Origin of the sequence: Luteolibacter rhizosphaerae (genome assembly GCF_025950095.1) — a bacterium.
In the GTDB taxonomy this organism is placed as follows: Bacteria; Verrucomicrobiota; Verrucomicrobiia; order Verrucomicrobiales; family Akkermansiaceae; genus Haloferula; species Haloferula rhizosphaerae.
Window position 1 is genome coordinate 78463 of the sequence record NZ_JAPDDR010000013.1, and the last position, 21968, is coordinate 100430.

General features: G+C 63.8%; 21 protein-coding genes. 9 read left to right on the plus strand and 12 right to left on the minus strand.

Annotated elements, in window-relative coordinates; all coding sequences use genetic code 11:
* Positions 1-21 precede the first annotated feature (21 nt).
* The 6 genes from OJ996_RS21625 to OJ996_RS21650 all read right to left on the minus strand — a co-directional run bounded on the left by OJ996_RS21625 (position 22) and on the right by OJ996_RS21650 (position 4686).
* Positions 22-246, minus strand: coding sequence for a hypothetical protein (locus tag OJ996_RS21625; protein WP_264515774.1), 225 nt, complete (start codon positions 244-246; stop codon positions 22-24).
* A 108-nt stretch (positions 247-354) separates the two neighbouring features.
* A complete protein-coding gene (locus tag OJ996_RS21630; RefSeq protein WP_264515775.1) occupies positions 355-645 on the minus strand; it encodes a hypothetical protein in 291 nt (96 codons plus the stop codon).
* Positions 646-831: 186 nt separating this feature from the next.
* The gene (locus OJ996_RS21635) at positions 832-1689 is read right to left on the minus strand and encodes a DUF4394 domain-containing protein (RefSeq protein ID WP_264515776.1); all 858 of its coding nucleotides are present in this window, start codon (positions 1687-1689) and stop codon (positions 832-834) included.
* 165 nt (positions 1690-1854) lie between these two features.
* The gene (locus OJ996_RS21640; protein WP_264515777.1) at positions 1855-3405 is read right to left on the minus strand and encodes a glucose-6-phosphate isomerase; all 1551 of its coding nucleotides are present in this window, start codon (positions 3403-3405) and stop codon (positions 1855-1857) included.
* A gap of 167 nt (positions 3406-3572) precedes the next feature.
* Positions 3573-4100, minus strand: a complete 528-nt coding sequence (locus OJ996_RS21645) for an adenine phosphoribosyltransferase (protein WP_264515778.1) — start codon at positions 4098-4100, stop codon at positions 3573-3575.
* A gap of 85 nt (positions 4101-4185) precedes the next feature.
* Positions 4186-4686 (minus strand): hypothetical protein, encoded by a 501-nt coding sequence (locus OJ996_RS21650; protein WP_264515779.1) that lies wholly within the window; start codon positions 4684-4686, stop codon positions 4186-4188.
* A 133-nt stretch (positions 4687-4819) separates the two neighbouring features.
* On the opposite strand from OJ996_RS21650, the gene tmk reads away from it, so the two are divergent.
* A complete protein-coding gene (gene tmk, locus OJ996_RS21655) occupies positions 4820-5422 on the plus strand; it encodes a dTMP kinase (protein WP_264515780.1) in 603 nt (200 codons plus the stop codon).
* A 22-nt stretch (positions 5423-5444) separates the two neighbouring features.
* Here tmk and OJ996_RS21660 read toward each other — a convergent pair whose 3' ends face one another.
* The 6 genes from OJ996_RS21660 to OJ996_RS21685 all read right to left on the minus strand — a co-directional run bounded on the left by OJ996_RS21660 (position 5445) and on the right by OJ996_RS21685 (position 10135).
* Positions 5445-6086 carry a type II secretion system protein gene (locus OJ996_RS21660; protein ID WP_264515781.1) on the minus strand — a complete coding sequence of 214 codons (642 nt, stop codon included), beginning with the start codon at positions 6084-6086 and terminating at the stop codon, positions 5445-5447.
* 133 nt (positions 6087-6219) lie between these two features.
* Complete coding sequence (locus OJ996_RS21665; RefSeq protein ID WP_264515782.1) at positions 6220-7215, minus strand: DUF3616 domain-containing protein; 996 nt, start codon at positions 7213-7215, stop codon at positions 6220-6222.
* Between the two features lie 139 nt (positions 7216-7354).
* Positions 7355-8347 carry a coiled-coil domain-containing protein gene (locus OJ996_RS21670; RefSeq protein WP_264515784.1) on the minus strand — a complete coding sequence of 331 codons (993 nt, stop codon included), beginning with the start codon at positions 8345-8347 and terminating at the stop codon, positions 7355-7357.
* Positions 8348-8619: 272 nt separating this feature from the next.
* The gene (locus tag OJ996_RS21675) at positions 8620-8949 is read right to left on the minus strand and encodes a chaperone modulator CbpM (protein ID WP_264515785.1); all 330 of its coding nucleotides are present in this window, start codon (positions 8947-8949) and stop codon (positions 8620-8622) included.
* 1 nt (position 8950) lies between these two features.
* Positions 8951-9916: a DnaJ C-terminal domain-containing protein gene (locus OJ996_RS21680; protein ID WP_264515786.1), complete on the minus strand. Its 966-nt coding sequence runs from the start codon at positions 9914-9916 to the stop codon at positions 8951-8953.
* Positions 9917-9973: 57 nt separating this feature from the next.
* The gene (locus OJ996_RS21685; RefSeq protein ID WP_264515787.1) at positions 9974-10135 is read right to left on the minus strand and encodes a DUF1328 domain-containing protein; all 162 of its coding nucleotides are present in this window, start codon (positions 10133-10135) and stop codon (positions 9974-9976) included.
* 694 nt (positions 10136-10829) lie between these two features.
* On the opposite strand from OJ996_RS21685, the gene OJ996_RS21690 reads away from it, so the two are divergent.
* The 8 genes from OJ996_RS21690 to cobA all read left to right on the plus strand — a co-directional run bounded on the left by OJ996_RS21690 (position 10830) and on the right by cobA (position 21920).
* Positions 10830-14885, plus strand: coding sequence for a beta strand repeat-containing protein (locus OJ996_RS21690; RefSeq protein ID WP_264515788.1), 4056 nt, complete (start codon positions 10830-10832; stop codon positions 14883-14885).
* A gap of 371 nt (positions 14886-15256) precedes the next feature.
* Positions 15257-15484 carry an acyl carrier protein gene (acpP, locus tag OJ996_RS21695; protein WP_264515844.1) on the plus strand — a complete coding sequence of 76 codons (228 nt, stop codon included), beginning with the start codon at positions 15257-15259 and terminating at the stop codon, positions 15482-15484.
* Positions 15485-15611: 127 nt separating this feature from the next.
* Entirely contained in the window at positions 15612-16517 is a 906-nt protein-coding gene (locus OJ996_RS21700; RefSeq protein ID WP_264515789.1) for a ParB/RepB/Spo0J family partition protein, read from the plus strand.
* 114 nt (positions 16518-16631) lie between these two features.
* Positions 16632-17594 (plus strand): M28 family peptidase, encoded by a 963-nt coding sequence (locus OJ996_RS21705; protein ID WP_264515790.1) that lies wholly within the window; start codon positions 16632-16634, stop codon positions 17592-17594.
* A gap of 122 nt (positions 17595-17716) precedes the next feature.
* Positions 17717-18481 (plus strand): cytochrome c biogenesis protein CcsA, encoded by a 765-nt coding sequence (ccsA, locus tag OJ996_RS21710; protein WP_264515791.1) that lies wholly within the window; start codon positions 17717-17719, stop codon positions 18479-18481.
* Positions 18482-19486 carry a glutamyl-tRNA reductase gene (hemA, locus tag OJ996_RS21715; RefSeq protein WP_264515792.1) on the plus strand — a complete coding sequence of 335 codons (1005 nt, stop codon included), beginning with the start codon at positions 18482-18484 and terminating at the stop codon, positions 19484-19486. It abuts the gene before it with no gap.
* Positions 19483-20415 (plus strand): hydroxymethylbilane synthase, encoded by a 933-nt coding sequence (gene hemC, locus OJ996_RS21720; protein WP_264515793.1) that lies wholly within the window; start codon positions 19483-19485, stop codon positions 20413-20415. Before hemA ends, hemC begins: the two co-directional genes overlap by 4 nt.
* A complete protein-coding gene (gene cobA / locus OJ996_RS21725; protein ID WP_264515794.1) occupies positions 20412-21920 on the plus strand; it encodes a uroporphyrinogen-III C-methyltransferase in 1509 nt (502 codons plus the stop codon). Before hemC ends, cobA begins: the two co-directional genes overlap by 4 nt.
* Positions 21921-21968 lie beyond the last annotated feature (48 nt).

Here is a 21968-nt window from a genome sequence, read left to right on the forward strand (position 1 = left end):
TCGGGATGGTTCATCCGCGGGCTAGAGTTGCCCCCAGACCTGGTCCTCATGGGCCATGCGGGCGGCCTTGTCGGGATCGGCGCCACGGCTCTCGTATTCACTGGCGCGGCGATTCTCGCGGCGGTTCTCGACCGCGCTTCCGACCGGATCCCAGTCCCACGTCCAGCCGCCTCCGAGATCCCCGCCGCAGCAGGTCAGAAGAAGCGTGCCGGATACGGCGGTCAGTTTTTTCGCGAGCTGTTTCATGGTAAGGCGGGGTTATGGGAGATTTCGTGAATTTGTCCTGCGATCTCTGTTAGGTGTAAGGCGAAGATGTCACCTGGATCAGGAGCGGCGCGCGACGTTGCGCGCCTTTCAACGCAAATACTGCAGCACGATCTTCTTCCCCTCCGTCTCGCCGATGCGGCGTTGCTCCCATAGTTGGGTTTCGGCGGCACCGGACTCGCGGGCCTTTTTCTCCGCCTGCTTGAGGGCGTTCTCCGCGCGGCGCAGATCATCCTTCTGCTCCTCGGTGGCCAGCGCTTTTTCGGATTCCGCGGTCTTCACCACCACATCGCGGGCCGCACCGCGGACTCCTTTCAGAGCCGCCTCCGATTCCATCACCGCCTCCTTCTTGCTGCAGCCGGCGAGGGGGACAGCAATCAAAATGCTTAATGCAACGGATTTCATAACAGCGTGCGACGGAGTGAACCGTCCGAACCTGCCGTTGTTGCTCAGTAACGAGTGCTTTTGAGGGGCTACTTGCAGTCCGCCTCCGTCTGGCAAAAAAGAAATCCCCACCGGCGAACCGATGGGGATCCATCACTCCCCTCCCCGGGAGTATAATCGGAATTAAGCACGTCGGCGTCGGCGCAGTAGGGCGATCCCGGCCAATGCGCTGAGAATTGCGGTCGAGGGTTCTGGAACTGCGATGCTGGCGAGGGGTGCACCTACGGTGCCGGGCAGATCGGTGAAGACGCCGTTCGAAAGATTCAAGGAGTAGAGATTGTTTTCCACGTTCACGAGCGCGAGGTTGCCTGCAGTGATGTCGAAGCCGACATTGCCAGTCAGCCCGAAGCCAATGCCCGAGCCGATGGCGGTCATCACACCGAAGGAACCCGCGGGACCTGCACCATTCGAGTGCGAGTAGAGGATGCCGTCCGAGCCGATGCTATACAAGGTGGTCGTGTGGGGCGCTCCCGCGTTACCAGGTGTATCGAAGGCATTGGTGTAAGCATTCGCGACGATGATAACGCCCGGTCCGGCTCCTGAATAGGTGCCATCAGTGACGATAGCGCCGGAAGTGCCGGCCGGCGAAGGACTCGTGATAAAATCCGGGACCAAGCGCAGGTTCCCGCCGTTGATGAGCGAGAGACGCATCCGGTCGGCTGCAGGATTAAAGTCGAAGTCCTGCACGCCCGTCAGAGAGGAAGCCGGTGTTACCAGCAGTGTGGCGTTGGCAGAATTCAGATCAATTCCGTAGGCAAGACCGGTGGAGGTGATCCCGTAGAGGGTTCCGTTCGCGGCATGGAAATCGATGTCCACAATCCCTGCCTGCGAGATTTGCCCCACATCCACCGCGGCGGAGGGATTGTCCGTGTCAATCCGATAGAGGTGGTTGTTCGTGCCTAGACCGTAGATGGTCATGGCTCCGGCGAGAGGTGCCGCGAAGAGAAGTGCGGCGGTGCTATAGAGGAAAGGGAGTGTCATAGGGAAGTCGGAGTGCAAGAGACTCCGCGACACTAGACAGCTTCCCCGAAGAGGGAATCCACAGGGGAAACGAAAACCGCATGGGGGTATGCAGTGAGGAGGCTACCGGCGGTGATTTCCTCCCGCGCGCTGTTGCGAACGCGGGAGGAGTAGGGGTCGTTCCGCTTACAGCGAGAAGCTATCCTCGGCAGGAGTCGCACCGAGCGAGATCTGCGCCTCGCCGTTCGCGGAAAGGTGGACCAGGCAGTGATAGACGTCTTCCGCATCGGCATCGGTCTCGAAGGCGATCTGCTGCGCGGTCTTCGCCTCGGAGACGAGGCGGCTGCGCACCGCACCGAGCAGATCAAGGAAGACGGCTGCGGCCTTCTTGCCTGCTTCCACGCCGGGCTGGTGGTAGGCGTTGATGTTCACCAGCGAGGCGTAGAAGGATACTGTGCGCTCGAAGAGGGCGATCAGGACGCCGAGCTGATAGGGATCCACCTGCGGGATCGAGATTGTCACCGACTTGCGGCCGGAATCGTAGAGCGCCTTGCGGGTGCCGCGCAGGAAGCCCTGCAGGTAATCGGCGGAGCTGTTGCCCGGCTCGACTTCGATCGAGTCACCGTGCCGGCCCTTGCGGACCTCGATGAAGGTGGCGAAGAAGTTCGGCACCCCGTCGCGGAGCTGCTGCACGTAGGCGTGCTGGTCGGTAGAGCCCTTGTTGCCGTAGACGGCGATGCCTTGGTTCACCTTGGCACCGTCGAGGTCGTGCTCCTTGCCCAGCGATTCCATCACGAGCTGCTGCAAGTACTTGGAGAATAGTACCAGCGAGTCCTTGTAGGGCAGCACCACCATGTCCTTCTCGCCCTTGCCGTTGCCGGAGGCGTACCATGCGAGCGCCAGGCGCATTGCGGCATTCTTGTCGCTGGGCTTGCGGGTTTCCGCATCCATGGCGGCGGCACCGGCGAGGAGTGAATCGATGTCGATGCCCTGCAGCGCGGCGGGGACGAGGCCCACCGTAGACATCACCGAGGTGCGGCCGCCCACCCAGTCTTCCATGGGGAAGCGGGCGACGAAGCCTTCCTTCAGCGCGAATTGATCGAGCTTGGAGCCCTCGCCGGTCACCGCCACGGCGTGCTTGCCGAAGTTCAGGCCCGCGGCGTCGTAGGCGGCCTTGGCCTCCACCATGCCGTTGCGGGTTTCCGGCGTGCCGCCGGACTTGGAGATCACCACCACCAGCGTGCTGGCCAGACCCTTCGCGCCGATGTCCGAGAGCACGCGGTCGATCCCGGCCGGATCGGTGTTGTCGAAGAAATGGATCGGCATGCGCGCGCCATGGCCGATGGCCTCCGCGACCAGCTGCGGGCCGAGGGCGGAGCCGCCGATGCCGATGAGCAGGATGCGCTGGAAGATGCCGCCTTCCGGGGGCTTGATCTGGCCGGTGTGGATCTTCTCCGCGAAGTGCTTCAGATCCGCCAGCGGCTTGGTCACCGCATCGGCTAGCTCCTTGGAGGGCGCCAGCGCAGCATTGCGCAGCCAGTAGTGGCCCACCATGCGGCCTTCATCCGGGTTCGCGATCGCGCCGGACTCCAGCGCGGCGATGTCGGCGAAGGCTTTCTCCACCTTCGGCGCCATCTTCGAGAGGAAGGCCTCATCGAGGTCCATGAGTGAGGTGTCGAGCGAGAATCCGGACTGCGGGTAGCGGATCAGCGAGGCGGCGTAAGTGGACCAGGACATAGGATGAAATGGCTAATGGCTAAGCACGAATTGGCTAAAGGGAAGGAGAGGCTAGGTGTGACCCACAGGGTCGGCAAGCGGCGCGATTGTCACGGCGGACTCGCGCCGATGAAACCATTTCAATGCAAGGATGAATCCGGCCTGCTACCGGTATGATTCCGTCATCCTCAATCGTAAACGAGGATCGAATCGATCTTGTGATCGCCCAGTTTCGAGCGGCCTCCGAGGAAACCGAGCTCGATGAGAAATGTGACGCCCACGACATTCGCGCCGAGCTGATCGAGGAGTTCCAGCGCCGCTCCCGCGGTGCCGCCCGTCGCCAGAAGGTCATCGACCAGCAGGACGCTTTCACCGGGGCTCACCGCATCCTGGTGGAGCTCGACCACGGATTCCCCGTATTCGAGCGAGTAGGCCACCTGGCAGGTTTTCCAAGGCAGCTTGCCCTTCTTCCGCACCGGCACGAAGCCCGCGGCCAGTCGGTCCGCCACCGCCGAGGCGAAGATGAAGCCGCGGGCATCGATGCCCACCACCTTGTCGATCTTCTGCCCCTCCGCGCTGGCGGCCAGCAGCGTGATTGCGTCCCGGAAGAGCGCCGCATCCCCGAGGATCGGGGTGATGTCCTTGAAGACGATCCCCGGCTTCGGGAAATCGACCACATCGCGGATGGCGGAGCGCAGGGAATCCGGGGAAGGCATGGCAGAGTCGTTAGAGCAATGCAGACGACAGGCCAAGCCGGAATGGGAATGGCAGCGGATCGATACCTTCCCCGGGGACCCGGCTTTACTTCACGATCTTATGGCCGATCAGCTTGCCGCTCTTCTCCTCTACCAGCCATACGGACTCGGAGCCTCGCTCCAGCATGCCTTTCACGCGGTATTCCCCGCCAGCCTTGGGGGTGAAGGAGATGTCTCCGGAAACATGGCGGGAGCCGCCGATCATGCTATCGACCAAGGCGGGGCCATCCGCCGCATAGACCGTGCTGCCCGTGAGGGTAAGGGTGACCGGCTGCGGCAGGATTCTCACTTCGGGCTCCTGCACCGCGAGCACCGGGCCTCCTCCGACCGGCGTGGCCACGGTACCCCGGCCATGGACCATCTTGCCGTTCACCTTGCTCACGGTGAAGCCCTCGCCCTTGAAGACATTCTTCTGCGCGGAGGTGCCGCGGACGATTGCGACCGGGCCGCTGTAGTCGGTCGGCAGATTGTGATACTGCACGCAACTGGAGAGGGTGGCGGCGGTGAAAGCGATGGAGCTGAATTGGAGGCAGCGGGAAATTTTCATGCGCGCGCTCTCTGCTCATCTCCGCGGCGACTGTCAATGTAAGGGTGTGGGATGATATCCATGTAGGGCGAGGCACCCGCACATCCACCCTTGCCCTTCCCGGCATGGTTTGGGAGCGTGCCGCACCCTCCTGATGAATCACAGCGGCCTCTTCATCGTCCTCGAAGGTATCGACGGCACCGGAAAATCGACCCAATCCGGCCTCCTTGCGGAGTGGTTCCGCTCGCAGGGCAGGGAAGTGGTGGCCAGCCGCGAGCCGACCGATGGCCCTTGGGGTGCCAAGATCCGCGCCACCGCCCTGAGCGGCCGCCTCTCCCCGGAGGAGGAACTCGATCTTTTCCTGAAGGACCGCCGCCAGCACGTTGAGGAACTCATCGCGCCCGCCTTGGCCGCGGGGAAGGTGGTCATCCTCGACCGCTATTATTTCTCGACCATGGCCTATCAGGGCTCGCGTGGTTTCGATCCCGCCGAGATCCGCCGTCAGAACGAGGCCTTCGCTCCGCGCCCGGACCTGCTCTTCATCCTCGATCTGGATGTGGACAGCGCCTTGGCACGCATCGGCGGGCGCGGGGACACGGCGAACGAGTTCGAAAAGCGCGACTCGCTGGCGAAGTGCCGCGAGATCTTCATGGCCCTCAAAGAAGAACCCTTCGTCCATGTGGTGAGCACGGACGAAGGGCCTGAGAAGGTTCAAGCGGCGATCCGGGAGATCGCCGCGGCGCACGCACCGGCCTGAGCAGGCGGCGCGTGCCAGTGGATTACTCGCGCTCCTGGCGCTCTTCCTCGGTCCAGAAATACTTGGAGTCGCCCTTGAAGGCGGTTTCCACATCCAAGGTTATGCCGGAGCCGTCGAGCATCACGCCCGCGGCCTTGCCGTTGTAGCGCTTCGGGTCAGGCAGGGCGTTCTGGTCGATCAGGCCCATGTTGCCGGACTTGGTGTCGGCCAGGACGAGGATCTCGGAGGGGTTCTTGAAGATCACCTTGCGCTTCGGGCCTTCGCCGCCGGAGTCTTCCTCGTTGCGGCCCACCACGCGGGCGTTCCAGCCGTAGGAGACGGTGGACTCGATCTTCTTCGCATCGAAGTCGCCATCGCCGGGGCTCTTGAAGATTTGCACTTGGGACTCGTCCTTCGGGTCCTTCACTAGCATGCCCCACCAGTAGAGATCCTGGGAGGAGTCGCGCCAGACCGGCAGGATACCGGCATTGTCCTGGGTGTAGCCTTCCACGCGCACGCCCAGATCGCGGGCCTTCTGGAGGCTGGCCGCGAGGCGGGATCTGCCGAGCGCGCTCTTCGCCAAGCCGAAGACGAGGCCGGCGAGCACCGCGACGATGACGATCGCCACCATCAGTTCCACCAGGGTGAAGCCCCCGGCACGTTTTGCGAATCCTGGTTTTTTCATGTCGAGATCGGTTGAGGCCACCACGAATGACTGACCCTGCTCCAAAGGCAACACTTCCCGGCGGCGATTCAACCCGAAACCGGTGGACCGGGCCGAATATCGCGGGAAATGCCCCCGGCTGCCGCCTCCGATCTCAGCGATGGACCCGCACGCTCAGCGGCTCCCCGCCTTGCAGGCCGTCGAAGATTACCAGCACGTCGGAATGGCTTTCCTCGTCCTTCAGCACCAGCAGGGCCTCCGCCTTGCCACCGTTTTCAGGAAGTTTGCCGATCCGGCTGGCACTGTTGCTGCCCCCGCCGCTCCAGTGGAGCAGCTCGAAATGGGTGTCAGGCCCGGCGGCCATGGTTTCGGGGAACTTCTTGGAAGCCTCCGCGCTGGCGTTACCGGTCAGGATCAGGAACCCATCCCGCACCGCACTGATCTCGCGGATGCCGCGGCCCTTCGGGATCGAGATCTCGTGGACCGTGAGCTCCCGGGGCTTGCCCGAGAAGATTTCGGCGGGGGAGGCCTCGATCACCAGGCCTTGTCCGTTCTGGTTCGGGGCGCGCAGGCCGAAGTAGAGCTTCCCGCCGGACCAGGCGAGTCCTTCGATGTTCAGGCCGTTCTGCTGCAGAGGCTGCTTCACGTGCGGCTCCAGCAGGGGAGTCTTCTCCAGCCAAGGTAGCAGGCTGGCGCGGCGGATCTCGTCCTTCCGCACCTTGCCATCCGCTCCCACCGGCACGCGGTAGATGGAGTGGCGGTCTTCCTGGAAGTCGCCCTTCTTCTTGCCCACCCCGTGGGAGCCCACCACGTAGTAGGCTTGGTCGTCCTTGGAGAAGGCCACGCCCTCGATATCCACCTCGCCGCCGCCACCTTTCTGCACCGGCAGGGCGATCAGGCGGCGCGATTCGATCCGGCGCTTCTCGGTATCGATCTCGCCGGGCTGCACGTAGAAGGACTCATCGCTCCCCACCAGCACCTGGGTGCCGTTCGAAGTGGCGATGCCGCTCAGGTCGAGTGCGTTGTCGAAGCCGGCCAGATGCCATTCATCGCCGAGGATCTCCATGCGCGAATTGCCCCGGTCGGCAGCGCAGGATGGCAGGAGCAGCGCGAGGCCCAGCAGTGCGGTGAGGCGGGATGTGTGTCTCATGATCGGAAATTGCGAACGAGACAGCATTAGCCCGCGAAGATGACGCCAGCATGACGCGCGGGCAGGAAATGAAAAAGCTGCGCCGGAGCGCAGCTTCGATGGGGGCGGCCCGGGCCGCCGGAATTGAGGATGCCCTTGCTTATTGGGCCGCGGGCGCGGTGCCACCGGCGGCTGCGGCTGCCTCCGCCGCCTTCTTTTCCGCGTGCTCCTTTTGCATGCGGGTCAGATCGTCGCGCAGGGTGTCGATCTCACGTTGGAGGGTGCGGATCGTCGTGTCCGCCTCGCGCCGTGCCTGATCCAAATCGCTGATCGAGCGGCTATTCTGCTCGGCCTTGGCCTGCATCTGGCGGAGTTCGATTTCCATCTGCGGGGCCTTGCTCAGATTCTTCCGCTTCTCCGCGGAGATATCGGCCTTCTTGCGGGCGATCGCGACCTTGTAGCGCTCCACGTTGTCCTTGGCCTGCTTCCATGCCTGCTCGGATGCTACCTTCTTGCCCTTCCATTCCTTGAGCGAGGCGATCTTCGCATCACAGCGTTCAGCGGTCTGGGCGTATTCCACGCTTTCGATGTGCATGTTCTCTGCTTTGTGCCGCTCGTCTTCGAACTCGTCCCGCTTCACGAGGTCGAACTGGAACTCGTCCTGCAGCTCGGCGGGGAGGTTCTCGAACTTGATGTTCTTCGGGCCGGAAGAGCAAAGGATGTCCATGCCGGCGTGGTCGATCTTGCGGATCACGGCGGCCTCGAAGGTGGTGCCGTCGGCCAGCTTCAGCGTGCCGAGCTCGCGGCCCTTGGCCTTGGCCCAGGTGCTGGCGCGGTACTCCGCCTTGTAGTCTTCCCATTCTTTGCCGGCGTTCTCGACGGCGGCTTGGGCGGCGCTTTGCTCGGCCGTCGCTTCCTCGATGCGCTTGGCGGCGGCTTCCACCTTGATCTTCAGATCGCTCAGTTGGCGCTCCTCATCCTTGCGCTGGGCGACGAGCTTCACCTCCTTCTTATAGGATTCGAGCTGGGTCTTCTTGCCGTCGAGCTCCAGCTCCAGATCGCGCACCACGGCCTCGATCTTCTTATGGTTCTCCATGTTGTTCGGATCGAACACCAGAGTGTAGAGGGTGCCGAAGGCGGCGACAATGAACACGGCAATCGAGACACCAAAAATCCACGGCCCGCGGCCGCTCGTAGCAAGATCAGTAAAGCCCATGGCTAATGAAGGAGGAGTTGGGAGAGTTACATCGAAAAGGCCGTCGCCTTCCCGCGCGGAAGTGGATCAGTTATCGTAACGGATCACAAGGCCGGACTATTCACGGCAAATGCGCTTTTCGATGCAATTTTGCGCATTTACGCGGAATTTACCACGTATCCCTCGCCCGTGTTCACGGGGCCTTCACCACTTTTTCACGCTCGGCTGGCTCAGAGCCGATCCCGTAACACCCTCAGCTCGTGCTCGGCGCTATCCAGCCGCTCGAGGAGCTCCATCACGAAGCGGATCGAGCGCAGGCTCATGCCTCTTTCCTCGCGCAGCACCGCGATCTGCCGGAGTCGGTGGATCGCCCGGCTATCCAGATGATAGAGCTCGCCTTCCCGGACCAGGCTCACGACCTGCGCCCGGGCATACTCGAGAATCATTTCCGGGTGCATGTCGCAGAGTTCGGCTGCCCGCTCCAGGTCATGGAAGTCCTCCGTGTCCAGTGCCCGGGGTGCCGGCAGCCCGCGACCGATTTCCTGTGCATGGGTAGTCATCTCATCTCGGGTTGAATCTCGATGTGTCTGCCAAGGCCTGCCAGTGGCGCCGCTCCTCCTCGCTGCTCTGCGGCGGCATCACGATTTGCACCACCGCGAAAAGATCGCCGAAGTTGCCGCTCTTGCCTTGGGGTAGCCCCTTGCCCGCGAGGCGGAACTCGGTGCCCTGCTCGGTACCCGCGGGCACCTTGATCTTGGTTTCCCCATGCGGGGTGCGGACCGGCACGGTGGTGCCGAGCACGCTCTCCCAAGGGGCCAGGCGCAGCTCGTAGTAGAGATCGTGGCCCTCGGCGCGGAAGTAGGGGTGCCGTTCCAGCCGGACCTGCAGGAAGAGGTCGCCGGGAGGGCCGCCGCCCTGTCCGGGCTCGCCGAGCCCCGCCGCGCGGATCACTTGGCCTTCCGTGATCCCCTTCGGGATGCGGATGGTCACGGTCTGCTTCTCCCCGCCGCGGGTCTGCGGCTGGATCACCAGCGAGCGTTCGGACCCGTTCATCGCCTCGTCCAAGGTGACGAGGATCTCGGATTCGATATCGCGGCCCCGGCGCTTCGCCGTGCCCTTCGCTCCGCCGGGTCCATGTGCCGCGAAGCCGCCGCGGTTCGCCCGGCTGCCGAAGAAGTTCTCGAAGAAGTCGCTGAAGCCGGTGCCTTCGAAATGGTAGTTGACACCGGAATCCTCCGCGCCCGATTCCGGCCAGAAGGCAGCCCCGCCGCCCCCACCGCCGAAATCCCCGGCATGCTTCCAGTGTTCCCCGAGCTGGTCGTATTTCTTCCGTTTCTCCGGATCGCCCAGCACCTCGTAGGCTTCGTTGATCTCCTTGAACTTCTCCTCGGCCGTCGCCTTGTTCTCCGCCACGTCCGGGTGGTGCTTGCGCGCCAGCTTGCGGAAGGCCTTGCGGACCTCGTCTTGGCTCGCCGTCCGCGCCACTCCCAGCACCTCGTAGTAGTCCCTGAATTTTACCTTGGCCATCTGCTCTCTAGCAGACTGGCGCGTCCCGGCGGAAAATCAATCGTTGTCCGCCGCCTCTCAGACGATATCCCGCGTCGAGACGAGGCTCGCGATCCAGACGACGAGCAGGACGGCGAACAGGACCTTCGCAACCATCGCCACCGAGCCCGCAAGAAAAGCGAAGCCGAGCACGCCGGTGATGACGGCGACGAGAAGGATCATGAAGGTCCAGGAAAGCATGGGGTGCGGGTGGTTGATACCCACCATCTTTCTCGCACTGGTTGTGCCATCGTCCCGGGTGACTGTGAAATCCTTGCAGAATAAGAGTCTGCGACCCGAAAGGTGGGAGGAAGTTATGGTTTCCGGCACTGATCCGGCCGCATAACGCAACCTTTCCGGCGCTTCCGTGCATCAGGCATCGTTCCCTGCCGTGCAGCCTACCCTACGCGATCACGGGGGGTGCAAAATGCCACGGAGATCTTGACCGTTGGTCACTTCCTAATATAAACCTCACCCGTAGCGCATTTCCTCCGGGGGGATGAGATGCGCGACTCAATACTAAGGCTGGCCGCGATATCCGGGGGGATTGAATGGCTGCCTGAAAAAATCGGCTCCCGCGGTGAAATACCGCGGGAGCCGCTTTGTTTCAGATGGGGTGTCCCGAATTCAAACAGGATAGAAGCCTGTGAATCGTGTGGAGCGGACTGCGGTTGGGGCTTCGTTCCCGGCACTCCAACAGGATGACAGTCTTGTCACCGGGGCGCGGCCTCTCACCCTGAGCCATTTGCGCAAAACCTCCCTAAACTCACAGGTTTCTCGCAGCGGGCCCGAGGGCTAGCTTGAGTTTCCGATGGGGAATTTCCCTCCGTCGTGAACCCAAGAACCCCTGATGAGACCCCGTACCGATAGCATACCCACGCGTACACTAGCCGCCTTGGCAGCACCGCTCCTGACCCTGAGCTATGCCTCTGCCGAAGTCATCGTCTTCAACGAGGCGAATACCACCAACGTCTGGACCATCCCCGCGGGTCCGAACTTGCTGAACGGAACCCTGGCCACCCCGGCCACGGCGAATACCCATGAAGGCTCTTCCGCCGACTGGTCCACGCTCACCGATGGCATCCTCGGCACGCCGGGAAACAATGCCGCCACCGTGACGCCTAACAATGGCGACAACGTGACCTTCCCCCTAGACGTCGTCGCGCAGCCCGCGGGCTACGACATCACATCCTTCAACTCCTACGTCACCTGGGAGAACAGCGGAAGGACCAACCAGAACTATACGCTCCAGTACTCGACCGTCTCGGACCCGACGACCTTCTACGATATCGTCACGATCGGGAACGGCGATTCCGGCTCCGACAAGGCGACTCACACCAGCATCACCGATACCAACGGCGTGCTGGCGACGGGCGTTCATTCGCTCCGCCTTTCCTTCAACAACCAAGAGAACGGCTATGTCGGCTTCAGCGAGCTCAAGGCGCTGGCCACGCCGACCAACGTGGTCACCACGCTGGAGTCCAACGTCGGCAACGCATGGACGCTGCCAGCCGGCACGAACCTGCTGAACGGGAACATGGCCACGCCGCCGACCACGAACAGCAACGAAGGCTCGTCCGCGAGCTGGAGCACCGTGACCAACGGCACGCTCGGCACGGCCGCCGACATCAGCTCCAGCGTGACGCCGCCGAACAACAGCTCGGTGATTTTCCCGCTCGACCTCTCGGTGAATTTCAACGGCTACAGGCTCACCTCCTTCGACTCCTACTGCGCCTGGCCTAACAGCGGTCGGGACAACCAGGACTTCGCCATCAGCTATTCCACGGTGGCGGATCCCGGCACTTTCATTCCCTTGGCCCACTCGGTGATCCACACCAGCGGTGACAATTCGACCCACGTGCGGATTACTCCCGCAGCCGGTGCGCTCGCCTCCGGAGTGGCGGCCATCAAGCTGGACTTCGGCCACCAGGAGAACGGCTACGTGGGCTACCGCGAGTTCATCGCGCTGGGCACCGCGGAATCCCTGACCGATGCGCTCACCTGGACGGGCAACAGCGGCTCCGCAGGCAATGCCACCTGGATCACCGCTGCGGATAATAACTGGAAGAAGACGATCGGCGGTGCGGCGGCACCCTTCGATCCGCTCGCGGCGCTGACCTTCGACAGCACGGGCGCGAACCGTAACATCACGGTTTCCTCCGCGCTTACCTCGTCCTCCGTGACGATCAATAACACCGCGGCCACTCCCTATACTTTCGGTGGCCAGCAGCTCACGGTCAGCAATGAGATCATCTCCGCGGGAGCTGGCACGGCGACTTTCAATAACACGGTGAACGCCGTGGGCGGCGTGGCCTTGTCAGGGAGCGGGAGCATGGTCTTCAACGGCGCGGTCCAAGGCACCGGCGTGAGCGTGGCGGGCAGCGGTGCCATCACGCTGAACGGTGCGAATCCATCCCTGCTGGGAAATGCCTCGGTAACGAACGGCACCCTGACGGTGGCGAACAACGGGGCTTTGGAGAATGCGGCTGTCGTCACCACCGGTGGTGTCGTCCGCTTCATCTCGGCGACGCCGAAGATCGCCAGCCTGTCCGGAAGCTTCGGCTCCTCCGTGGTGCTGGGCAATGCCACCGGACCGGTGAACACCACCCTGAACGTGGGCGATGAAAGCTCGATCACAACCTTCGGCGGCGACATCTCACCGGTGCCCGGACGCACCGGCGGCCTGACCAAGACAGGCGGCAGCACGCTGACGCTTTCCGGCGTGAACACCTACGTCGGCCCGACCCGAGTGGAAGGCGGCACCCTGGAACTGCTCCAGCGCGCATCCCTCTACAACGGCAACACCGCTTCCTGGACCACGAGCAACCTCGTGGCGCAAGACGGCGCGACCCTGCTGCTGGAAGTGGGCACCTTCGACGAATTCACCGAGGACGACGTGAACAACACGATCGCGCTGGGCGGATTCCAAGCCGGTTCATCCCTGGGAATCGACAACACCGATCTCTTCATCTTGTCCCGCAACTTGACCCAGCCGGGCCTCGGCCTGCTGAAGACCGGACCGGGCACCTTGGAGATCACCGGGAACAACACTTCGAACGGTCTGACCCGGATCTTCGATGGCCGTGTGAATGCCATGAGCCTCTCGGGCACGGCCTTCGGCGGTGACATCCTTCTCGGCGATGCGGAGGGGAATGTCTTCCTGAACTTCGTGGAGGATAACCAGATCGCCCCAGGGGGCGTGATCTCCGCCGCGAATGGCAGCTTCTACCAGACCAAGATCAACCTGCGCGGCACGGACCAAACCGTGGGAGGTCTTGAAGCCGCACCCTTTCCGGCGAACTATGTCTCGCTCATCCAGAATGACGAGAACACGCTGCCGGACTACGCGGGTGTTCCCGAGCCAGCCACGCTCACGATCGATGCGGACACCGACCACAGTTTCACCGGTCTGATCCGCGATGGTGACGGTGGTGCCCCGGTATCGGTCATCAAGACCGGTGAAGGCGTGCAGGAGTTGCGGAATCTCTCCGGCATCCAAGGCTACGGCTACACCGGAGTCACAAGCCTGAACGAAGGCACGCTGCGGCTGAACTTCGGCGGCGGTAACTTCGAGTTCGCCTCGCCGATCGAGATTGCCGGGGTTGCGACCCTGAACTTCCGCGCGGTGTCCGGGAACTGGGTCTTCGGTGCCGCTGTCTCCGGTCCGGGCAAGGTCCTGGTGGATGGCAACAACGCGGTGGTGCTGAACAACGGCGCCAACTCGTGGTCCGGTGGTACGGTCGTGAACGGCGGCTTCCTCGCCCTGGCCGGCAATGGCTCGGCAGGCGAGGGGACCGGCCCCGGCCAGACCTCGGTCGGCGGCGCGATGGATCCCACGAACCTGATCGACATCACCAACATCGCCACGCTGTCGCTTGATGGCATCGCACCGCTCGGGAATTCCAACATGCTTCCCGAGTTCGCGCCTTCGATCCGCATTAATGAAGGTTCGCGGATCTACGGCGGCACCAACACCGTCGCCTTCGTCCCGAACCTCACGCTAAACGGCGGGGAGATCGAGATCACGGATGGCGCCGGTCACGGCGGCTTCAACACGAACATCGCGCTCGTCGGCACGGTGATCGTGGGCGGCAGCAGCACGCTTCCCTCGGAGATCGCCACCGTCGGCACCGGCCCGAATGCGAATGTCTCGCTCGGCTCGACAGGTGTTCCCGGAACGGTGTTCCAGGTGGCCGATGCCACCGGTAGTGCCGCGGCGGATCTCACGATCTCCTCGGTGCTCCGGAATGTGGGTGGTTCGGTCTCGCCGCTGACCAAGACCGGTCCCGGCACGATGGTGCTCACGGGTGCGAACGTCTATACCGGCACCACCCGGGTGAGCGCTGGCTTGCTCCAGCTGGACACGGCCTACCTCGCCGATGCTGCGGCGCTTGTGATCGATAACGCGGGAACGTTGAACCTCGCCTACACGGGTACGGACACGGTGGCCTCGCTCACCTTGGGCGGCACCGAGCACCTGTCCGGCACCTTCGCTGCGATCGGCAATGGCGGCCCGGGCATTACCGAGACGGCACGCATCACCGGCACCGGCCGCATCACGGTCTCGCAGAACACCGGCGTGTCCTACGATACCTGGTCACAGGTGATCCCGAATGCAGGCGACCGCGACCGTGCCGCCGATCCGGATGGCGATGGCCTGACGAACCTGGAGGAATACCTCTTCGGCACCTCGCCCGTGAGCGGCAGCGGTTCGCTGGCGCGCATCGAGCAATCCGGCGCGAACCTGATCGTCCGCTGGAACCAGCGTGCGGCGGGTAGCAGTGTCTATGTGCTGCAGGAGAGCACCACGCTGCTTGATGGATCGTGGACCACCAGCACCGCCACCATCACGAACAGTGCGGTGCAGGACATCCCCGACTACGTGCGCAAGGAAGCCGTGATCCCGGTCGGCGGCGTACGCAAGTTCGTGCGCGTCCAAGCGACCGAGTGATCGTGGCGGTCATCAGGTAATCGAAACTCCAACTCCCGGGGCGTCTTCCGAGATGCGCCGGGAGTTTTTGATTTTGTGGAAGTGCTCCCATCGCTCGCGGCACCGTCTACCCCTTGACCGCTCCCGTGAGCGGTTACAGGTTTCAAGCCTGCCTTCACCTCATGAGAACGGGACTATCAGTTGTAATCGTTGCCGCGCTCATCGTTTCCTGTGAACGCAAGGAGCCAGCGCCAGCCGCGAAGACGCCGGAAGCTGCATCACCCGCCGCGGAGGTGAACCCGCCGCGCAAGACCGGCGAGGGTCCGATTCATTCCACCGACGTGCCGACCGTGAGCGAACTCGCCGCGATCGATCCGCGCACCGGCAAGGTGATGGCCAAGCTGCGCGATCTGATCGTAAAGCAACTGGATGTCTCGCCGGACAAGGTGGTGCCCGAGGCGGGCTTGCGGAAAGACCTCGGTGCCGACGATCTCGATATCGTCGAATTGATCATGGCCATGGAAGAGGAGTTCAATCTCTCGATCCGCGATGAGGATGCGGAGAAGATCCAAACCTTTGGCGATGCGGTGGAAACCTTGCTTCGCCTCGGCGCGCGCTGAGATTTTTTCCGGGGGAGACACACACTCGTCGGAAGTCAGCAAGCTCTAAGCGCAAATTTTAAAATTTCAGGGAGCGAGGGGGAATCCGCTTTGCTTCCGGGGGGGGCTTTGTCAGGCTCCGCGCCCCATGTCCAAACCGGCACTTGGAAAGGGGCTCGGCGCCCTGATCCGCAAACAACCTGGCAGCACCTCCCCGGACGCTGCGGCTTCAGTGGATGGCCACGGCCGCGCCCGCGAGGTAGCGATTGATCTCGTCGTCCCGAGCCCGCTCCAGCCCCGTACCCATTTCATCGACACGCCGCTCGACGAGCTGATGGAGTCGATCCGCCAGCACGGGATCATCCAGCCGCTGATCGTACGGCCGGTGGACGGGAAGTTCGAACTGATCGCCGGTGAGCGCCGCTGGCGCGCTTCCAAGAAGCTCGGGCTGGCCACGGTGCCGGTGATCGAGCGCGAGGCCTCGGACCGCGATGTCCTGGAGATGGCCCTGATCGAGAACCTCCAGCGCGAGGATCTCAACGCGATCGAAGAAGCCGCCGGCTATGTGCGCCTGGCGAAGGAGTTCTCGATGAAGCAGGAAGAGATCGCCGCGCGCGTGGGTAAGTCCCGCGCCAGCGTGGCGAATGCGATGCGCTTGCTGGACCTGCACCCGGACGTGCAGCTCATGGTGGCTCAAGGCCAACTGACCGTAGGCCACGGTAAGGCGATCCTCTCGATCAAGGACAAGAGCGCCCAGCTCTTGGCCTCCGACCAGATCCTGCGCAAAAAGCTGAACGTCCGCGCCGCGGAGAAGCTGGCCCAGACCTTCGATCCTGCCGCCGCCGCTGCGGATGCGGCCAAGCCGATTGCCGCCGCGTCCTCTCCCGCCGCTCCGGATGCCCACATGCGCGCGCTGCAGAACAAGCTGCGCGACCGCTTTGCGACCCACGTGATGATCCATCACGGCGCGAAGAAGGGGAAGATCGAGCTGGAATACTACGGCGACGACGACCTGCAGCGCATCCTGGAGCTGCTCGGCGTGGGGGAAATGTGAATGGAGAAGCAAGATTGAAAGACGCAAGACCCAAGACTTGAGGGGTTTAGCGTTGTTCGGAGGTGTTCTCGGCGCAGGCCATTTTTCCGGTCTTGTGTCTGTCGTCTTCCCGTCTTGAGTCTCTTCCCCGTGAAGCGCGCTCCGATCGTATTGCTGCTGCTGGTGGTCCTCGCGGCCGGGGCATGGTTCTTCCTGAAGGAGAAGTCCGCACCGGTGCCGCCTGCGCCGGGGGCTCGCGTCAGTCTCGTGGCGATCAAGGCCGACTTGGCCGCGCAGTTCTCCGGGCAGAATGCCTATGCGCATGTGAAGGCGCTGGACGAGATCGGCCCGCGCCCGCCTGCGAGCGCGGGCTACATGAAGGCGCTCGATTATCTGGAGGCGGAGTATGCCAAGCTCGGCTGGACCACCGCCCGCCAGACCTTCACCCGCGCCACACCGAAGGGTCCGGTGAATTTCACGAACCTGCTGGCCCGTCATGGTGCGGCGGATTGGACCAAGTCCGTGCCGGCGGTGATCGGCGGGCACTTGGACAGCAAGGACATCCAAGCCTTCCGCTTCACCGGTGCGAATGACGGCGGGTCCTCGACCGGCGTGATCATGGAAATGGCGCGGGTGCTGGCGACCGATCCGGCCGCGGCGGCGCAGGTGGAACTGGTCCTCTTCGACGGCGAGGAAGCCTTCCTCGCGAACCTCACGCATACGGACGGTCTCTACGGCAGCAAGCATTACGCGAAGGAGATCGCCAAGCGGAGCACCTGGCCCTCGGTGGGTGTGGTGATCGATCTGGTGGGGGACAAGGATCACCCGATCCAATACAATCTCGATGCCCCGGAGCGCTTCGCCCAAGCGGTGGTGAAGGCGGCGAAGGACAGCGGTTTGGAGCTCAAGCCCTATCCTGGGCAGATCATCGACGACCACCTGCCCCTGCAGGGCGGCGGGCTGGAGACCCTGCACCTGATCGGGGATTTCCAGAATATGCCCTACTGGCACCAAGCCGGGGACACCTTGGAGGTGATCGATGCCGAGGCCTTGGAGCAGACCGGGCGGACCGTGCTGCGGTTTTTGGGGGGATTGTGAGACAAGGAGGGGGTGCGTCTCGCGCCCCGTGTCTTTCTTATCCGGCGGCACTCGTGATTCCCCGCCCGTGGTAAACGGATTGAGGGCTTGCGTGGGAGGCGATTGGGGGCCACAGGGAGGGCGTGGACCGCTGGTTTCTCATTGCCGCGACCGCCCTCGCAGCCGTGGGCGGGATCACCGGCATGTGGACGGTGCACAAGGGCACGCGCAGCCGCTGGACGGTGATCTGGATGATCGCGGCCTTCGCGGCGCAGATGGGCTTCCTCTACTACCGCGGCCAAGCCCGCGGGGCCTGCCCGCTGGTGGGCATCAGCGAGATCATGGCCTTCCTGAGCTGGTCGCTCACGCTTTTCTACCTGGCGGTGGGACCGACCTACCGGCTCTCGCTGCTCGGCGTTTTCACGGCACCGCTGGTCACCATCTTCCAGATTCTGGCGCTGCTGCCCGGGGTCTGGGATACCAACCCGATGCGGGTGCCGGCAACCGATCCGTGGCGGGAGACGCATGCCGCCATGTCCGTGCTTTCCTACGGCGCGCTGGCGCTGGCCGCCGTGGCGGGGGTGATGTTCCTGGTGCTGGACCGGCAGTTGAAGGATCACCACTTGCAGTCCGGCCTGTTCCGGAATCTTCCTCCGGTGCGGGAGCTTTTGAAATCGATGGTGCGCCTGCTGTGGATCGGATTGGCGCTTTTGAGCGTCGGCGTGGTGGCAGGCTTCATGATGCCGCGGCAGGGAGGCACCGCGCACCTCGTGGCGGCTTGTGTGGTCTGGATCGGGTACGGACTCCTGTTGGGAGTGCGGCAGGTGAGGGGGCTGACCGGCCGCAAGACGGCGGTGGTCGCAGTGGTTTTGTTCGTCGGTTCGCTTTCGGTTTTCGCCCTAGTCTGAATGGAACTCGTCTGTGTCGGCCTGAATCACCGCACCGCGCCCGTGGAGGTCCGCGAGCGCTTCGCCGTGCCTTCTGGGAAGCTCGGGGTTTCGGCCAAGGAGCTGCTGGCGATCTCCGGGCTGGAAGAGGGCGTGGTGCTCTCCACTTGCAACCGCACCGAATTCTACATCGCCGGGGAACATGCCGGTGAAGCCGCCGCCGAGCTGCGCCGCAAGCTGGCCGCGCAGCACGGTGCGGAGTCCGATCCGCACTGGTACGAGCACCACCGCATTGATGCCGCCAAGCATCTGTGCCGGGTGGTGAGCGGGCTGGACTCGATGGTGCTCGGGGAGACCGAGATCTTCGGCCAGACAAAGGACGCTTACCGCCAGGCGCTTGATGCCGGGGCCACGGCCGGAGTGCTGAACCGCCTCTTCCAGCGCGCCTTCGGCGTGGGCAAGCGGGTCCGCACCGATACCCGAATCCAGGAAGGTGCCACCTCGGTGGCCGGAGCCGCCGTCGAGCTGGCGGAGAAGATTTTCGGCAAGCTCGCCGGGTGCCGCGTGATTGTCATCGGCGCGGGCGAGATGAGCCGCCAGACCGCCCAAGCGCTCGTCTCGCGCGGTGCCTCGACCGTCTTCGTGACGAACCGCTCTTACGACAAGGCCGTGGGCCTGGCCGAAGAGATGGGAGGGCGGGCCGTTCATTTCGATGAATGGCAGGCCGTGCTCGCGGGGGTGGATGTGGTCATCTCCTCAACCAGCGCGCCGCATCCCGTGGTCTTGCCGCATCACATCGAATCGGTCCGGCGGGTGCGGAAGTTCCGCCCGCTGTTCCTGATCGACATCGCCGTGCCGCGCGACATTGATCCGGCCTGCGGGGAGATCGAGGAAGTTTACCTCTACGACATCGACACCCTCGAACAACTGGCCGGAGAAGCGCGCGTGAGGCGCGAACGGCAGATCGCCGAGTGCGACCGCATCATCGAAGAGGAACTGAAGAAGCTGAATTTACCCGGCACGTGAGCGAAGAGATCCAACACACCACCATCGGCACCCGCGGGAGTGATCTCGCGCTGGTGCAGTCCGCCGCCGTCGAGCGCGCCTTGTCCTTGGCTTTCCCCGAGCTGCGCCTCTCGCGCCGGGTGATCCGCACCACCGGTGACCGCCGCACGGATGTGGCGCTCGCCCAAGTGGCGAAGGCGGAGGGCACGGACAAGGGGATCTTCACGAAGGAGCTGGAGGAAGCCCTCAAGGCCGGTGAGATCGACATCGCGGTTCACTCGCTCAAGGACGTGCCGACGGTGCTCGATGACGGATTCGAGATCGCGGGCGTGCTGACCCGCGCGCCGATCCGCGACGTGCTGGTGACGAAGACCCTGGGCGGACTCGAAGGGCTGCCCGCGGGATCGGTGGTCGGCACCAGCAGCGTGCGCCGGGCCAAGCAGCTGGAATGGCTGCGCCCGGACCTGCGCGTGGTCGATCTGCGTGGCAATGTGCCGACCCGCCTGAAGAAGCTCGCCGACAGTGTGTGCGATGCCCTGCTGCTGGCAGAGGCCGGGCTGGTGCGCCTCGGTTACCGCATGTCGAAGCCGGCCATCGTGTTCGGTTCGACGCTGAATTTCACGCCGCTGAAGGAGGACAGCTTTTATCCGGCGGCGGGCCAGGGAGCGATCGGCCTGGAGATCCGCAAGGGCGATGCCGCAGCGGCAGCGCTGGTCGGTAGCATCCGGGATGCGGATACCTTCGCCCGCGTGCGTGCAGAGCGTGAATTCCTGCGCCTGCTGGAAGGCGGCTGCAGCACGCCGGTGGGGGTCTACACCACCTACGATGGCGGCACCCTGAAGATGGATGCGCGCGTCTTCCCGGATCAAGGCGGGGAGCCGAAGAAAGGCAGTGCGAGCGGTAGCGATCCTCTGGCGGTGGCGGCGGAACTTTTCCATTCACTGGCATGAGCAAGGCGGGAATCTGCTATCTGGTCGGCGCGGGCCCCGGGGATCCGGGACTGCTGACGCTGCGCGCCAAGGAGCTCGTCGAGCGTGCCGACGTGTTGGTCTACGATGCCCTTAGTAGTCCGGTCATCCTCGGCTGGACGAAGAAGGATTGCGAGAAGATCAACGCGGGCAAGCGCGCGAAGGATCACACGCTGACCCAGGACGAGATCAATGCGCTGATCGTAGAAAAGACGCAGGCGGGCAAGACCGTGGTCCGGCTCAAGGGCGGGGATCCGATGATCTTCGGCCGTGGGGGCGAGGAAGCGGCGGAACTAGCCGCAGCGGGCGTGGCCTTCGAGATCGTGCCGGGCATCAGCTCGACCATCGGCGGTCCGGCCTATGCCGGGATTCCGGTGACGCATCGCGACCACTGTTCGCAGCTGACGATTTTCACCGGGCATGAGGACCCGACCAAGGGTGAGAGCTCGATCGACTACGCGCACTTGGCCAAGACCCCGGGCACGAAGGTCTTCGTGATGGGCGTGGCGCGCCTGCGCGAGATCACCTCCGCGCTGATCGCGGGCGGTGCCGATGCCGCGACACCGATGGCGCTCACGCGCTGGGCGACCACCGGCTCGCAGAAGACGATCACCGGCACCATCGGCACGATGGCGGACATCGCGGAGAAAGCGGACTTCGGTTCGCCTGCCGTGGCGGTCATCGGCGGTGTGGTCACGGAGCGCGAAAAGATCAACTGGTTCGAGACCCGCCCGCTCTTCGGCAAGAAGATCGTGGTGACGCGCACCCGCGAGCAAGCGGGTGCCCTGAGCAAAGGCCTCGCGGATCTCGGTGCGGATGTGGTCGAGCTGCCCACGATCCGGATCGAGTATCCGGATGACCGGATCGGCTTTGCGGAGGGCGTGACCCACTCGCACGAATACGACTGGCTCGTCTTCTCCAGCCCGAACGGTGTGGAGAAATTCTTCGATGCCTTCTTCGCGACGTACGCCGATGCTCGTAGCTTGGGGAATCCGCGCATCGCGGTGATCGGGAACGGCACCGCGCAGAAGGTGAAGGAGTATCGCTTCGCCGTGGATCTCATCCCGGAGAAATTTGTCGCGGAAGGTCTCGTCGAAGCTTTCGAGAAGGAGTCGGTCGAGAATCTCACGATCCTCTGGGTGCGTGCGGAAGAAGCGCGCGACGTGATCTACGACGGGCTGGTGAAGCTCGGCGCGATCGTGGACGAGTGCATCGCCTACAAGACCGTGCCGGAAACGGAAGATTCCACCGGTGCCGCCGCCCGCCTCAAGGAGGAGGGCGCGGACCTCGTGACCTTCACCTCCGCCTCCACCGTGGAGAATTTCTTCAAGCTCGGCCTGCCATGGCCGGAGGGCTGTGTGGCTGGAAGCATCGGCCCCGTGACCAGCGAGGCGCTGCGCAAGCAGGGCATCGAGCCCGCCTTCGAAGCCAAACAACACGATATCCCCGGCCTGATCGAAGCGGTGCGGAAGTGGGCGGGGCGCTAGCCGGGATCGATCTAGCAGTGTGCTGCCGGACTTTCCGGTCGGGGACTT